The 13,990-nt window shown below is 68.6% G+C and carries 15 protein-coding genes; all 15 read right to left on the reverse strand.

What is annotated here, in order from left to right:
* Positions 1 to 185: 185 nt before the first annotated feature.
* Positions 186 to 1,424: a DNA-processing protein DprA gene (gene dprA / locus AB0J64_RS45045; RefSeq protein ID WP_364041961.1), complete on the reverse strand. Its 1,239-nt coding sequence runs from the start codon at positions 1,422 to 1,424 to the stop codon at positions 186 to 188.
* A gap of 484 nt (positions 1,425 to 1,908) precedes the next feature.
* The gene (locus AB0J64_RS45050) at positions 1,909 to 3,450 is read right to left on the reverse strand and encodes a YifB family Mg chelatase-like AAA ATPase (protein WP_364041963.1); all 1,542 of its coding nucleotides are present in this window, start codon (positions 3,448 to 3,450) and stop codon (positions 1,909 to 1,911) included.
* The gene (locus tag AB0J64_RS45055) at positions 3,451 to 3,804 is read right to left on the reverse strand and encodes a YraN family protein (RefSeq protein ID WP_364041965.1); all 354 of its coding nucleotides are present in this window, start codon (positions 3,802 to 3,804) and stop codon (positions 3,451 to 3,453) included.
* Positions 3,805 to 3,989: 185 nt separating this feature from the next.
* Complete coding sequence (gene katG, locus AB0J64_RS45060; protein ID WP_364041967.1) at positions 3,990 to 6,221, reverse strand: catalase/peroxidase HPI; 2,232 nt, start codon at positions 6,219 to 6,221, stop codon at positions 3,990 to 3,992.
* Positions 6,222 to 6,254: 33 nt separating this feature from the next.
* Positions 6,255 to 6,692, reverse strand: a complete 438-nt coding sequence (locus tag AB0J64_RS45065) for a Fur family transcriptional regulator (protein ID WP_364041969.1) — start codon at positions 6,690 to 6,692, stop codon at positions 6,255 to 6,257.
* Positions 6,693 to 6,910: 218 nt separating this feature from the next.
* Positions 6,911 to 7,234: a DUF2469 domain-containing protein gene (locus AB0J64_RS45070; protein ID WP_026215037.1), complete on the reverse strand. Its 324-nt coding sequence runs from the start codon at positions 7,232 to 7,234 to the stop codon at positions 6,911 to 6,913.
* Positions 7,235 to 7,273: 39 nt separating this feature from the next.
* Positions 7,274 to 7,942 (reverse strand): ribonuclease HII, encoded by a 669-nt coding sequence (locus AB0J64_RS45075; protein ID WP_364041971.1) that lies wholly within the window; start codon positions 7,940 to 7,942, stop codon positions 7,274 to 7,276.
* Positions 7,943 to 7,994: 52 nt separating this feature from the next.
* Complete coding sequence (lepB, locus tag AB0J64_RS45080; protein ID WP_344986834.1) at positions 7,995 to 8,591, reverse strand: signal peptidase I; 597 nt, start codon at positions 8,589 to 8,591, stop codon at positions 7,995 to 7,997.
* The gene (gene lepB, locus AB0J64_RS45085) at positions 8,591 to 9,463 is read right to left on the reverse strand and encodes a signal peptidase I (RefSeq protein WP_364041974.1); all 873 of its coding nucleotides are present in this window, start codon (positions 9,461 to 9,463) and stop codon (positions 8,591 to 8,593) included. Before lepB (AB0J64_RS45085) ends, lepB (AB0J64_RS45080) begins: the two co-directional genes overlap by 1 nt.
* Before the next feature lie 141 nt (positions 9,464 to 9,604).
* On the reverse strand, positions 9,605 to 9,967 hold the full coding sequence (gene rplS, locus AB0J64_RS45090; RefSeq protein WP_344986836.1) for a 50S ribosomal protein L19: 363 nt from the start codon (positions 9,965 to 9,967) through the stop codon (positions 9,605 to 9,607).
* Between the two features lie 135 nt (positions 9,968 to 10,102).
* A complete protein-coding gene (gene trmD / locus AB0J64_RS45095) occupies positions 10,103 to 10,882 on the reverse strand; it encodes a tRNA (guanosine(37)-N1)-methyltransferase TrmD (RefSeq protein ID WP_364041976.1) in 780 nt (259 codons plus the stop codon).
* Positions 10,882 to 11,382, reverse strand: a complete 501-nt coding sequence (gene rimM, locus AB0J64_RS45100) for a ribosome maturation factor RimM (RefSeq protein ID WP_364042035.1) — start codon at positions 11,380 to 11,382, stop codon at positions 10,882 to 10,884. Before rimM ends, trmD begins: the two co-directional genes overlap by 1 nt.
* A 65-nt stretch (positions 11,383 to 11,447) precedes the next feature.
* Entirely contained in the window at positions 11,448 to 11,693 is a 246-nt protein-coding gene (locus AB0J64_RS45105; protein ID WP_113699978.1) for an RNA-binding protein, read from the reverse strand.
* 1 nt (position 11,694) lies between these two features.
* Positions 11,695 to 12,135 (reverse strand): 30S ribosomal protein S16, encoded by a 441-nt coding sequence (rpsP, locus tag AB0J64_RS45110; RefSeq protein WP_364041978.1) that lies wholly within the window; start codon positions 12,133 to 12,135, stop codon positions 11,695 to 11,697.
* Between the two features lie 288 nt (positions 12,136 to 12,423).
* The gene (gene ffh / locus AB0J64_RS45115; protein ID WP_364041980.1) at positions 12,424 to 13,971 is read right to left on the reverse strand and encodes a signal recognition particle protein; all 1,548 of its coding nucleotides are present in this window, start codon (positions 13,969 to 13,971) and stop codon (positions 12,424 to 12,426) included.
* Positions 13,972 to 13,990 lie beyond the last annotated feature (19 nt).

Raw genomic sequence — 13,990 nt, forward strand, 5'->3', positions numbered from 1 at the left:
TTGGAGTGACACACCTCTTCTACAGCGGCTCCGCTGCTTTGTTCACCGGCTTTGACGAACAGCCCTAACTCTTAACTGAACGGCGTTGGCTCTAGCCCGAGTGCCTACGACCGAGTCAGCCAGACATCCTCCTCCTCGGCACCTTGCCTGAACCCAACAGCACTCCCCCGGTAAGACCGCCGTCTCTAGGCACGGAAGTCGTCGTCCGGGAACGGGGGTTCGTCAGTCGGGTCGGGCTCCGGGGCGGGCGGCGGTTCCAGGACGGCGGAATCTGGGGCCTTGCGATAGGAGGCCGTTTGTTTGCGCAGGCGCCAGCCATTCGTGGTCCGTTCTATGTAGCCTGCTGCCGCCAGGCCGCCCAGGGCGCTCAAGGCGGCGTCCAGGCTTACGCCTGCGGCGACTGCGATGGATGCCGGGCCTGCGCCGCCGCGGGCGGGGATCGCGTCCAGGACCTTGCGGGTGGTCTCGTTGAGTTTGTCTCTGGGGACCGCCGGGGGTCGGGATTGAGTGGCCAGGTCGTCGCCTATGACGCCTACGAGGTCGATCATCTCCTCTGGCGAGGTGACGCATACGGCTTTGCGCTCGCGGAGGAGTTTGTGGCAGCCGGCTGACATGCCTGACGTGATCGGCCCGGGGACCGCGCCCAGGTGTCTGTTGAGGGACAGGGCGTGGGCGGCTGTGTTGAGGGCGCCGCTGCGCAGGGCCGCTTCCACCACCACCGTGCCTCGCGACAGGGCGGCTATCAGGCGGTTTCTGATCAGGAAACGGGCTCGGGTGGGGTGGACGCCGGGTGGGCACTCGCTGATCACGACGCCCTGGTCTCTGACGGCGGCGAACAACGTGTCGTGATCCGCCGGGTAGCAGACGTCCACCCCGCAGGCCAGGACGACCACCGTCGGGGAGCCACCTGCCAGGGCGCCTCGGTGGACCGCGCCGTCCACGCCGAAAGCGCCTCCCGACACCACGGTCCAGCCTGATTCGCTGAGACCGACGCCGAACTCGGCAGCGATGTGGGCGCCGTACGCCGTCGCGGCTCTGGCCCCCACCACCGCGACGGATTTGAGGCAGGAGAAGCGGAGGTCGGCGGTGCCGTGGAGCCACAGCCCCAGGGGGCGGCCGGGGCCTAGTTGGTCCAGTTGGGTGGGCCATTCGGGGCTGCCGGGAATGATCAATCTGGCACCCGACTTCACTCCGGCTTCGAGATCTGCTGCCGGGTTGGCGGCCGCCAAGCGGGCCTGCCAGGCGTTCAGGCGGGCGGTCAGATCGGGTGTGCGGTCCTGCTTGGCGTCATGGGCTCGCTGGGCCTCTTGGGCGGCGAACTCGGGCGGCAGGGCGCGTGCGCGGATCGCCTCCACTGCCGCCGGGGCGCCGTACTGCATCACCAGGCGGCCCATGACGGGGTCTCCGACGTCGGCGGCCCTCATGAGAGCGGCTCTCGCCTCAGTCTCGGTCTGAGGCCGACTCCGGGGCCGGCTCTTGGCCTGAGTCGTACCATCTACGCCATCGGCTGCACCATTGCCTGTGGCGGTGCCGGGCGCTGTGTTTACGGTGGGCGTGGTGCCTGTGGCGCTGCCCGCACCGGTGGCGGCGCCTGCGCTGGCGGCGGCGCCCGCATCAGTTGTGGTGGCGGTGCCTGCGCTGGTGGCGGTGCCCGCATCAGTTGCGGTGGCGGTGCCCACGCTGGTGGCGGCGCCTGCGCTGGTGGCGGTCTCAGCGCCTGCGGCGGTCGCGGTGGACGCGTCGCTGGAGGTCGCAGTGCCGGCGGCGGTGCTGGTGCTGCTCCCGGCTCGGATGGACATGAAAGCTCCTAAAGGGGTGCAGGACCAGAGGCCGTGTGGGCCGCGACGCGAGCTGAACAGGGCGATGAGCGGCGCGTCAGATGGTTGGGGGAGGAAGTGGGTGCCGGCGTCACGACTGCACCCCGAGCCAGAAGCCGAGTGCGGCGTTGGTCTCGTCCTGCTCCGGGGCGTCCTTGCCGGCCAGGTCGGAGAGCGTCCAGGCCACGCGTACGACCCGGTCGAGACCGCGGGCGGTGAGGGCGCCTGAGTCCAGGCAGGACGTCATGGGCTTCATGGCCTCGCTGGACGGGCGGTAGTCGGAATGGAGGAGGGCCGAGGGGATCTCGGCGTTCGTCCGCCAGGGGGTGCCGGCCAGGCGTTCGGCGGCTCGTTCGCGGGCCACGAACACGCGTTCGGCCACCGTCTTGCTCGTCTCCACGAACTGGCGGTCTGCCAGGAGCTCGCGTCTGGACGAGCGGGCCACGGTGACCTTCATGTCGATGCGGTCGAGCAGCGGGCCGGAGAGCCTGCCCAGGTAGCGGCGCCTGATCGTGGGCGTGCACTTGCAGCTCTCGCCCTGGTCTTCCGACTGGGCGCAGGGGCAGGGATTGGCCGCCAGCACCAGCATGAACCTGGCCGGGAACGTGACCGAGCCCGCCGACCTGGAGACCGTCACGCGGCCGGACTCCAGCGGCTGCCGCAGCGCGTCGAGCACGTGGCGGGGGAACTCCGGGGCCTCGTCCAGGAAGAGCACGCCCCTGTGGGCGAGGGAGACCGCCCCAGGGCGCACGGTCGCGCTGCCGCCGCCGACGATCGCGGCCGACGTCGCTGTGTGGTGCGGGGCGACGAACGGTGGCCTGCTCATCATGGGGGCGTTGGGCGGCAGGACGCCCGCGACCGAGTGGATGGCCGTGACCTCCAGGGCATGGTCGAGCTCCAGGTCCGGCAGGAGGGTGGGCAGGCGCTCGGCCAGCATGGTCTTGCCGGTGCCCGGCGGGCCGAGCATCCACAGGTTGTGGCCGCCTGCCGCGCACACCTCAAGGGCCCGGCGGGCGACCGGCTGCCCGACCACGTCCGCCAGGTCCACCGCCGGGTCGGTGGCGGGCCTGAGCGGCTCCGCGCACTCCTCGGCTCGAGGCTCCGGGGCCCCGGATTCCTCTCCCTTGCGCAGCCACTCCACGAGCTGACGCAGATGGGACACCGGGACCACCTTGACGTTGGGCACCAGGCCGGCCTCGGCTGAGTTTCCGGAGGGGACGACGACCGTGACGTCCCCGTGCTTGGCCGCGCCGAGGATGGAGGGCAGCACGCCGCGTACGGGCCGTATGCGTCCGTCGAGGCCGAGCTCGCCCAGGAAGAACGGCTCCGCGATGCGGTCGGCGGGAATCACTCCGGCGGCGCTCAGGATGGCCACGGCCACGGCCAGATCGAACTGCGAGCCTCGCTTGGGCAGGCTGGCCGGGAAGAGGCTGACGATGATGCGGGCGTCGGGCCAGGGGTAGCTGCTGTTGACCGTGGCGGATCTGACCCGGTCGCGGGCCTCGCTGAGCGCCGTGTCGGGCAGGCCGATGAGGTGGATGCCTGCCAGGCCGTTGCCCACGTCGGCCTCGACCTCGACGATGCGGCCCGTGACTCCGACGACGGCCACGCTGCGGGTGCGGGCCACGGCCATCTAGATCGCCCCCCGTACGTGCTTGAGGGCGAAGTCACCGGCGAAGCGCTCGAGGGCGATCACATCCACCCGTACGGCGCCGAACGTGCGCGGCTGCGTGGCCAGCCAGGTGGCGGCGAGCATCCGCAGCCGGGCCAGCTTGGCCGGGCTCACGGACTCCAGGGCCGTGCCGTGTGATCTGCCTGATCGGGTTTTGACCTCGACGACGACCAGGTCGGGGCCGTCTTCGGCGATGATGTCGATCTCGCCGTGGCGGCAGCGCCAGTTACGGCCGATTATCTTCAACCCCTCGGCCTCCAGGTAGGTCACGGCTACCTGTTCGCCCTGTTTGCCGAGGTCCTGCTTCGCGGCCATGTGCCACCTCCGTCGGGTCCGCTCCTGGTCAGGCACTGACCTTCGCGGATGAGGGGTGGCGGAGAAGGGGCCGAACGGCGTTCTGGGGATGAAGGGGTCGGGTTACCACTCGGTTGTGGACATGCCCTGCCGGGACAGGACAGGACGTCCAGGCCGGCCGGTGCGGGCCGGCCTGGACGTCATGATCACACGAGGTCGAACCGGTCCAGGTTCATGACCTTGACCCACGCCGCGACGAAGTCGTTCACGAACTTCTCCTTCGCGTCGTCGCTCGCGTAGACCTCCGCGAGCGCGCGCAGCTCGGAGTTCGACCCGAAGACCAGGTCGACCCGGCTGCCGGTCCACTTGACCTCGCCCGTGGCGGCGTCGCGGCCCTCGAACGTGTTCGCGTCCTCGGACGTCGACTTCCACGTCGTGCCCAGGTCGAGCAGGTTGACGAAGAAGTCGTTGGTCAGGGACCCGGGCGTCGTGGTGAAGACGCCGACCGGCGACTGCTGATAGTTCGCGCCCAGGACGCGGAGGCCACCGACGAGGGCCGTCATCTCAGGGGCGCTCAGGGTCAGCAGGTTCGCCCGGTCGAGCAGCAGGTACTCGGCCGGCAGGCGGTTGCCCTTGCCGAGGTAGTTGCGGAACCCGTCGGCGGCCGGCTCGAGCGCGGCGAACGACTCCACGTCGGTCTCCTCCTGCGAGGCGTCCACGCGGCCCGGCGTGAAGGGCACCTGGACGTCGAAGCCGGCGTCCTTGGCGGCCTTCTCGACGGCCGCGCCGCCGGCGAGGACGATCACGTCGGCGAGCGAGATCTGCCTGCCACCTGCCTGGGCGCCGTTGAAGGCCTTCTGGATCCCCTCCAGGGTCCCCAGCACGGTCGCCAGCCGGTCGGGGTCGTTGACCTCCCACGCGCTCTGCGGCTGGAGGCGGATGCGGGCACCGTTGGCGCCGCCGCGCTTGTCGCTGCCGCGGAAGGACGAGGCCGACGCCCACGCGGTGGACACGAGCTCGGACACCGACAGGCCCGAGGCGAGGATCTGGCTCTTGAGCGAGGCGATGTCCTCGGCGTCGACGAGCTCGTGCGTCACCGCGGGGAGGGGGTCCTGCCACAGCAGCGTCTCGGCCGGGACCTCCGGGCCGAGGTAGCGCGCGACCGGGCCCATGTCGCGGTGGGTCAGCTTGAACCACGCGCGGGCGAAGGCGTCCGCGAACTCGTCGGGGTTGTCGAGGAAGCGCCGCGAGATCTGCTCGTAGACCGGGTCGAACCGGAGCGAGAGGTCGGTCGTCAGCATCGTCGGAGCGTGGCTCTTCGACGGGTCGTGCGCGTCGGGGACGGTGCCGGCCCCGGCTCCGTCCTTCGGCCGCCACTGGTGCGCGCCCGCGGGGCTCTTGAACAGCTCCCACTCGTAGCCGAACAGGATCTCGAAGAAGCTGTTGTCCCAGGTGATCGGGGTGTTCGTCCAGATGCCCTCGAGACCGCTGGTGATCGTGTCGCCGCCCTTGCCGGTGCCGAACGAGTTCCGCCAGCCGAAGCCCTGCTCCTCGATCGAGGCGGCCTCGGGGTCGGGGCCGACGTGGTCGGCCGGGCCCGCACCGTGGGTCTTGCCGAACGTGTGACCGCCCGCGATCAGGGCGACCGTCTCCTCGTCGTTCATCGCCATCCGGCGGAACGTCTCACGGATGTCACGGGCCGCGGCCAGCGGGTCCGGGTTGCCGTTCGGGCCCTCCGGGTTGACGTAGATGAGGCCCATCTGGACCGCGCCCAGGGGGTTCTCCAGCTCCCTGTCACCGGTGTAGCGCTCGTCACCGAGCCAGGTGGTCTCGGGGCCCCAGTAGACGTCCTCGTCGGGCTCCCAGACGTCCGCACGGCCGCCGGCGAAGCCGAACGTCTTGAAGCCCATCGACTCCAGGGCGACGTTGCCGGCCAGGATCATGAGGTCGGCCCACGAGAGCTTCTGGCCGTACTTCTTCTTGACCGGCCAGAGCAGCCGGCGGGCCTTGTCGAGGTTGCCGTTGTCCGGCCAGCTGTTGAGGGGCGCGAAGCGCTGCTGGCCGGCCCCGGCGCCGCCACGGCCGTCGCTGATCCGGTACGTGCCCGCACTGTGCCACGCCATCCGGATGATGAACGGGCCGTAGTGTCCGAAGTCGGCCGGCCACCAGTCCTGCGAGGTCGTCAGCACCTCCGCGATGTCCCGCTTCACGGCCGGCAGGTCAAGGCTCTTGAACGCCTCCGCGTAGTCGAACTCCTCACCGAGGGGGTTGGCCACGGCGGGGTTCTTGGCGAGGATCTTCAGGTTGAGCCGCTCCGGCCACCACTGGCGGTTTCCACCGCCCTGAGTCGGGTGCGGGGCGCGCACGTGCGCGACCGGGCAACCGTCTCCGCCCTCTGTCTTCGCGTCTGTGACGATTGCGTCATGGTTTTCGGACATGAAAATTCCTCCGGGCTATGCGGACACGGATGCTCAGGAACTGAGGGCAGCGGAACATTCGGGGCACAGGCCCCAGTAGATGACCTCGGCCTCGTCGATCGTGAAGCCGTGGTCGTCGGACGCGGTCAGGCAGGGCGCATGGCCGACCGCGCAGTCGACGTCAGCGACGACGCCGCACGACCGGCACACGACGTGATGGTGGTTGTCCCCGACGCGTCCCTCGAACCGGGCCGGGCTGCCGGACGGTTCGATGCGGCGTACGAGCCCCGCCGCGGTGAGCGCGTGAAGGGCCTCGTAGACGGCTTGAAGTGAGACATGGCCTACGCGTTCGCGCACCCCGGAGGCGATCGCCTCGACATCGAGGTGGTCACCGTCCCGGACGGTCTCGAGCAGCGCGACGCGGGCGGCCGTCACCCGCAGGCCCGCTCCGCGCAGCTCCTCGGCGATGTTCGGAGAGCTGGGCGCGGTCATGACGCCGTACCTGACTTCATAAACGCGAATGATACAAGAGATTGAATAATTCAAGTCTAGCGCCGCGCCGTAGCCCAGCTGCGTACGTGGCGACGCCACACCATCGGTGACATGCCCTACACGGAAAGTGACCATGGCAGGCAGCACGCAAAGGCCGGCACTGACGGGGACAGCGCAGAGGCGTCCCCCAGGGCGGAAGTTCCGAGAAGCCGGAGCGGTCAGCCCGAGAAGCCCTCCTTGGGCATCTCCAGGTCCGCCTTGGCCAATTCCTCCACGTTCACGTCCTTGAACGTGACCACCCGCACGTTCTTGACGAATCGCGCCGGTCGATACATGTCCCACACCCAGGCGTCCTGCATCTTCACGTCGAAGAAGACATCGCCGTTCTCCGCGGTACGGACGTCGAGATCGACCGAGTTGGTCAGGTAGAACCGCCGCTCAGTCTCCACCACGTATGTGAACAAACCGACGACATCCCGGTATTCGCGGTAAAGCTGCAGCTCCATCTCGGTTTCGTACTTTTCGAGATCCTCTGCGCTCATCGCGGTCCTCCTGTCGTACCGGTCCCCCGGTTTGCCTGGTCAGGCAACCCCGGCCCCCATTTCATTTTCACCCATCCCCCTCGCCACCGTGACGAAGGAGTAACGGTGATCAGGACACGGACCGTGCGTTTCCAGCGCCAGCCGGTGTCCTGGTGTGACATACCCCTTGTGCTCCGCGAAGCCGTACTGCGGGTAACGCTCGTCGAGCGTGACCATGAGGCGATCTCGGGTCACCTTGGCCACGATCGACGCGGCCGCCACGCACGCGGCCACCTGATCCCCCTTCCACACGGCCAGCGATGGCGCCGGCAGCCCGGGCACCGGGAAGCCGTCCGTCAAGATGTACTCCGGATCACAGGGCAACTGTGCTACAGCGCGCCGCATTCCTGAAACGTTGCATTTGTGCAGACCTTTAGCGTCGATCTCCTCCGGTGGGATGATCACGATGCCGATGTGGGAGACGCGCAGAATCTGGTCGTAGAGGCGTTCGCGCACCGCCGGGCTCAGCAGCTTGGAGTCGCCGAGGCCGTCGATCTGCCTGCGCAGGATCACGGCCGCGACGACGAGCGGCCCCGCGCAGGCGCCGCGGCCGGCCTCGTCGACGCCCGCGATGGGGGTGAGGCCGCGGCGGGCGAGTGCCCGCTCATAGGCGTAGAGCCCGGAATCGCGCCGGACGACACTCGGCCGAGGGCGGAACGCAACTGTCATGACAGAGGCAGCGTACGCCCCATACGCCGCGAACCGCGACCGGAAGCGACCGCTACTTGACCTTGTCGAAGGTGTCAGGACGGGAGAAGAGATAGCCCCGCGACAGCGGCCAGTAACGCACCACGGCCTTGCCGATCACGTCGTTCTCCGAGATGAACCCGCCTCCGGGCTCGTCCATGTGGGCCCGCGAGTCGGCCGAGGCGCTGCGGTGGTCACCCATGAGCCAGAGCTTGCCCGCAGGCACCGTGACGTTGAACTTATCGCCGGAAGCGTAATCATTGGGGAAGAGGTAGGACTGCTCGTCCAGCGGGGTGCCGTTGACGGTGATGCGCTTCTTGGAGTCGCAGCACACCACCTTGTCGCCGCCGATGCCGATGACCCGCTTGATGGTGTCCTCGCCGGTGGTCCAGCCCTTGAACACCACGATGTCGCCGCGCTCGGGCTTGCCCGAGAGCTTGTTGACGAAGACCCGGTCGTTGATCAGCAGAGTGTTCTCCATCGACTCCGACGGAATGTAGAAAGAGCCGACCACGAACGCCTGCAGCAGCAGCGCGATGCCCACGCCGAGGACCAGCAGCAGGACGGTTTCGCGGAAACCGCCCTTCTTCTTCTCTTTCCCCACGCCCTCCGCCTTCTTGGTGACGGCCATCAACGCCTCCTGCCCAGCCGACGGCGACGAACCAGGAACAAGGGTACGGCGAACGCGAACCCGGCGAGCATCGGCACCGAGTCGCTCGCAGAGTCGCCGAGCGCCTGAAGCGCGGGTTGCGCGAACGTGTCGGGAATGTCGATCGAGGTCGCCCGGTTGAACGGCCAGACGATCACGAAGGCGCGCCCGACGACCTGACTCACGGGGATGGAGCCGCCACCGGCGTCACCGGTGTGAGAGCGGGAGTCGAGCGAGACCGACCGGTGGTCGCCCATCACCCACAGCCGCCCGTCCGGCACCTTGATGTCGAAGAACCTGTCGGACGGCACATTGCCCGGATAGAGATAGCTCTCCTCGTCGATGGGCGTGCCGTTGACCGTGATGCGTCCCTTGGAGTCGCAGCACTTGACGTGGTCGCCCCCGACGCCGATGACCCGCTTGATGTAGTCCTTCTCGCCGGGCACGAGGCCGAACGCCGTGCCGACCCACCGGAAGAACCCCGCGACCGGGTTGGACGGCTCCTCCATCTGGAACTCGCCGTCCCAGGAGTCGACACCCGAGAACACCACCACGTCGCCGCGCTCGATGTCACGGGTGTGGTAGACGAGCTTGTTGACCAGGACCCTGTCATTTTTGAGCAGGGTGTTCTCCATCGACTCCGACGGAATGTAGAAGGCCTGGACCACAAACGTCTTGATGATCAGGGCCAGCACCAGTGCGACAACGACAAGAACGGGGAGTTCTTTCCAGAACGACCCCTTCTTCTCATTTTTCCCATCTTTTGCCGGCTTCTGAGTCTCTTCGGCGACCACGTCCACCTCGTCCTCGACAGGGCGGCGCGCAGCGCCGTGCTCCTGGCTCTCGCTAGTCATCGCTGACGAGCCTAGATGATGCGTCGGCTCGACAAGCCCGGACCGACGTTACACCCATGCACGAGTCGCTCCGCATAAAGGAAACGGCCCGCAAAGCCGAATGGCCCGCGCGAAGGCGCGGGCCATCGAGAAAAGACCAGGTTACTTCGCGGGCGTGGTCTCGCGCTTCTCGCGGATGCGGGCGGCCTTGCCGCGCAGGTCACGCATGTAGTAGAGCTTGGCGCGACGCACGTCGCCGCGGGTCACGAGCGCGATCTTCTCGATGACCGGGCTGTGCACGGGGAAGGTGCGCTCGACGCCGACGCCGTAGCTGACCTTGCGGACCGTGAAGGTCTCGCGGGCGCCGCTGCCCTGCCTGCGCAGCACGAAGCCCTTGAAGACCTGGATACGGGAGCGGTTTCCTTCGACGACTCGTACGTGGACCTCGAGCGTGTCACCGGGGCGGAAATCCGGCACGTCGCTGCGCAGGGTCGCCTTCTCGAGCTCCTGGATCTTCGTGTGCATGAGAGCTGTCCTCAAGTCCTCGTGAGCACGCGGAGGTCCACCCGGCCGTGGCTCGCGGCGGACGCGCTTGCTGATCTGGTGTGCCCGGGACGTTTCCCGGGCATGACGAACCAACCACATGAGGTTGGTAGCGATTCAGTTTGCCATATCTTCGTGCCCGACGCGAAACGAGAGCTCCTCCAGGAGCTTCCTGTCGTGCTTGTCGAGCGTCTCGGGGTCGAGCGCCGCCGCCAGCTCCGGCCTGTTCAGCACGGTACGGCGCAGCGCCTGATCCCGCCGCCATCTGGCGATTTTTCCGTGATGCCCGGACAGCAGCACATCGGGCACCTCATGCCCCCGCCAGACGGGCGGCTTGGTGTAGACGGGACCTTCGACCAGGTTCCTCATGGAACCGGGCGCGAAGGAGTCGTCCACGACCGACTGGGCGTTGCCGAGCACACCGGGGAGCAGCCTGCCGACGGCCTCGACCATGACCAGCACCGCCACCTCACCCCCGGCCAGCACATAGTCGCCGATGCTGACCTCGTCCACGCGCAGCCGCGAGCCGTACTCGGCCATGACCCGCGAGTCGATGCCCTCGTACCGGCCGCACGCGAACAGCAGCCACGGCTCCCCCGCCAGCTCCTGCGCCAGCTCCTGCGTGAACGGCCGCCCGCTCGGCGTCGGCACGATCAGCCGCGGCGCGCCGTCGCCGATCACGTCGTCGACGGCCTCGCCCCATATCTCGGGTTTCATGACCATGCCGGGCCCCCCGCCGTAGGGGGTGTCGTCCACGGTCTTGTGCACGTCGTGGGCCCAGTCCCGGAGCTGGTGCACGCGTACGTCGAGCGTGCCGCGCTCGCGGGCCTTGCCGATCAGCGAGACGTCGAGCGGCGCGAAGTACTCGGGGAAGATCGTGATGATGTCGAGCCGCATCACAGCAGGCCCTCTGGCGGATCGACGACCAGCCGGCCCGCCGCCAGGTCGACCTCGGGCACCAGGGCCTTGACGAACGGGATGAGCGCCTCGTCCGCCCCGCTCCGCCGCACCACCAGGAGGTCCTGGCCGTGGTGCAGGACGTCGGTGACCTCGCCCACGGGCTCGCCCGACGTGGTCTCCACCGCCAGCCCGATGAGCTCGTGATCGTGGAACTCGTCGGGGTCGTCGGACGACGCCACGTCGGCCGAGTCGATGACGAGCATGGTGCCCCGCAGCTCCTCCGCCGCGTCACGGTCGTGGACGCCCTCGAACGCCACCAGCAGGATGTCCTTGTGCCAGCGGCGGCCCTCGACGACGAGCGGCCCCCTGTCGCCGGGGTCCGTCGTGATCGACGCGCCCACGGCGAAGCGCAGCTCGGGATCGTCGGTGAGCACCTCGACGGTCACATCACCGCGTACCCCATGTGGACGGCCGATCCGGCCGACGACCAGCTGCAACATGAACTCCTAACGCAAGCGCCCCCATCGGCCGTCAGAGCCGATGAGGGCGCGGAAACCTGACGCTAACGGACTGTTTCGTGCAGGTCGAGCAGATCGACCCGCACGTACTTCCCGTCGGCCAGGGCGTTCACAACGGTGCGCAGCGCCTTGGCGGTGCGCCCGCCGCGTCCGATGACCTTGCCCAGGTCCTCGGGGTGCACCCGGACCTCCAGGACGCGCCCGCTGCGAATGCGGCGTGCGCGGACCCGGACATCGTCTGGATGTTCGACGATGCCCTTGACGAGGTGCTCGAGAGCCTCCTCGAGCACGTCAGGCCTCGCCCTCGGCCTGGGTCTCGGCGGGGGCCTCGGCCTCTTCCTTCTTCTTGGCCTTCTTCGGCGTGGTGGCGGCCGTGCCGGTGTCGCCACCGGACAGCGCCTCCTTGGCCGCGGCCTCGTAGAGGGCGTGACGGTCGGGCGCGGGCTCGGCGACCTTCATGGGCGCCGGGGCGGCCTCGCCCTTGAACTTCTGCCAGTCACCGGTGAGCTTGAGCAGCTTGAGCACGGGCTCGGTCGGCTGCGCGCCGACACCCAGCCAGTAGGCCGCACGCTCAGCGTTGACCTCGATGCGCGAAGGGTTCTCCTTCGGGTGGTACAGGCCGATCTCCTCGATCGCCCGGCCGTCACGCTTGGTGCGGCTGTCGGCGATGACGATGCGGTATTGAGCGTTGCGGATCATTCCGAGCCGCTTGAGCTTGATCTTGACTGCCACTGGTGTGGTCTCTCCTGCATTTGAGCGTGGGTGAACGGCATCTCGCCGAGTGGGGCACGACGGGACGACGCTCCAGGGACAGGCGTGTCCGGCGGGAGGTGAGAGGGCACCCGCCTGGTCACGGTGTTCCAACATGCCATTGTGCCAGATCGACGGCACTGCCATCGACGTCCCGTACGGCGCGCCGCGCGGTACGGGCCCGCCACCACAAGGCAGGCTCGCGCGGGAGCGGAACGCCCCCCGGGAGGCGAAGCAGCCGGAAGGGCGGCCGCCAGGTCTAGGCGGCGGTTACTTCTGGCCGGGCAGCCGGAGCTTGGACGGGTCGAAGCCCGGCGGCAGCTCCATGCCCGGCGGCAGCTTGCCACCGAGGTTGCCGAGCACGCCACCCTTCTTGGGCTCGTCGGCGGAAGCGTCGGCGGGGGCCTTGCCGAGCGCGGCCTTGCGCGGGTCGCCGCTGACGCGCCGCCCCTTCTTGGCCTTCTTCTGCGCCTTGGCCGCCTTGCCACGACCGCCCGGCATGCCGGGGATGCCCATGCCGCCCGCCATCCGCTTCATCATCTTCTGTGCCTCGAAGAAGCGGGTGACGAGGTTGCTCACGGCGGTGACCGAGACGCCGGAGCCGGCCGCGATGCGGGCCCGGCGCGAGCCATTGATGATCTTGGGGTCCTGGCGCTCGCCGGGCGTCATCGAGCGGATGATGGCGGCGATGCGGTCGAGGTCGCGGTCGTCGATGGAGTTGAGCTGGTCGCGCATCTGCCCCATGCCGGGCATCATGCCCAGCAGGTTTTTGATGGGCCCCATCTTCTGGACCATCATCATCTGCTCGAGGAAGTCCTCGAGCGTGAAGTTCTCGCCCGAGGTGAGCTTGCCCGCCATCTTGGCGGCCTGCTCCTCGTCGAACGTCTTCTGAGCCTGCTCGATCAGGGTGAGGATGTCACCCATGTCGAGAATGCGGGAGGCCATCCGGTCGGGGTGGAAGGCGTCGAAGTCTTCCAGCTTCTCGCCCATGGAGGCGAACATGATCGGCCGGCCCGTGATGTGCCGGACCGAGAGGGCCGCGCCACCCCGGGCGTCGCCGTCGAGCTTGGTCAGCACGACCCCGTCGAAGCCGACGCCGTCCATGAACGCCTGCGCCGTCGTGACGGCGTCCTGACCGATCATGGCGTCGACCACGAACAGGACCTCGTCGGGCGAGACCGCGTCGCGGATGTCGGCGGCCTGCTTCATCATCTCCTGGTCGATGCCCAGGCGGCCGGCGGTGTCGATGATGACGATGTCGTGCTGCAGGCGCTTGGCCTCGTCGACCGACCTGCGCGCGACCTCGATCGGGTCGCCCACGCCGTTGCCCGGCTCGGGGGCGTAGACCGCGACCTGGGCGCGCTCGCCCACGACCTGGAGCTGCTGGACGGCGTTGGGGCGCTGCAGGTCGGCGGCGACGAGCAGGGGCACGTGACCCTGCTCGCGCAGCCACTTGGCGAGCTTGCCCGCCAGGGTCGTCTTACCCGAGCCCTGCAGACCCGCGAGCATGATGACGGTCGGCGGCGTCTTCGCCAGGCGGAGCCTGCGGGTCTCGCCGCCGAGGATCGCGATCAGCTCGTCATTGACGATCTTGACGACCTGCTGCGCCGGGTTGAGCGCCTGGGAGACCTCGACGCCGCGGGCGCGCTCCTTGACCTGGGCGACGAACGCCTTGACCACCGGGAGTGCGACATCGGCCTCCAGCAGGGCGATGCGGATCTCGCGGGTGGTGGCGTCGATGTCGGCATCGGACAGCCGGCCTTTGGACCTGAGGGAGGAGAAGACCGATGTCAACCGGTCGGAAAGCGTCTCGAACACGTGGTTGGCCAGTCCTCGA

The sequence above is a fragment of the Nonomuraea sp. NPDC049695 genome, assembly GCF_040674955.1.
Taxonomy (GTDB): Bacteria; Actinomycetota; Actinomycetes; order Streptosporangiales; family Streptosporangiaceae; genus Nonomuraea; species Nonomuraea helvata.

What these genes read in the sequence shown, in the direction of transcription:
- dprA (WP_364041961.1), bottom strand. Translation starts at nt 1,424, where the DNA reads ATGAGGGCCGCCGACGTCGGAGACCCCGTCATGGGCCGCCTGGTGATG.
- lepB (WP_364041974.1), bottom strand. Translation starts at nt 9,463, where the DNA reads ATGACTAGCGAGAGCCAGGAGCACGGCGCTGCGCGCCGCCCTGTCGAG.
- katG (WP_364041967.1), bottom strand. Translation starts at nt 6,221, where the DNA reads ATGTCCGAAAACCATGACGCAATCGTCACAGACGCGAAGACAGAGGGC.
- AB0J64_RS45065 (WP_364041969.1), bottom strand. Translation starts at nt 6,692, where the DNA reads ATGACCGCGCCCAGCTCTCCGAACATCGCCGAGGAGCTGCGCGGAGCG.
- AB0J64_RS45050 (WP_364041963.1), bottom strand. Translation starts at nt 3,450, where the DNA reads ATGGCCGTGGCCCGCACCCGCAGCGTGGCCGTCGTCGGAGTCACGGGC.
- AB0J64_RS45055 (WP_364041965.1), bottom strand. Translation starts at nt 3,804, where the DNA reads ATGGCCGCGAAGCAGGACCTCGGCAAACAGGGCGAACAGGTAGCCGTG.
- trmD (WP_364041976.1), bottom strand. Translation starts at nt 10,882, where the DNA reads ATGCGGCTCGACATCATCACGATCTTCCCCGAGTACTTCGCGCCGCTC.
- rplS (WP_344986836.1), bottom strand. Translation starts at nt 9,967, where the DNA reads ATGCACACGAAGATCCAGGAGCTCGAGAAGGCGACCCTGCGCAGCGAC.
- AB0J64_RS45075 (WP_364041971.1), bottom strand. Translation starts at nt 7,942, where the DNA reads ATGACAGTTGCGTTCCGCCCTCGGCCGAGTGTCGTCCGGCGCGATTCC.
- lepB (WP_344986834.1), bottom strand. Translation starts at nt 8,591, where the DNA reads ATGGCCGTCACCAAGAAGGCGGAGGGCGTGGGGAAAGAGAAGAAGAAG.
- AB0J64_RS45070 (WP_026215037.1), bottom strand. Translation starts at nt 7,234, where the DNA reads ATGAGCGCAGAGGATCTCGAAAAGTACGAAACCGAGATGGAGCTGCAG.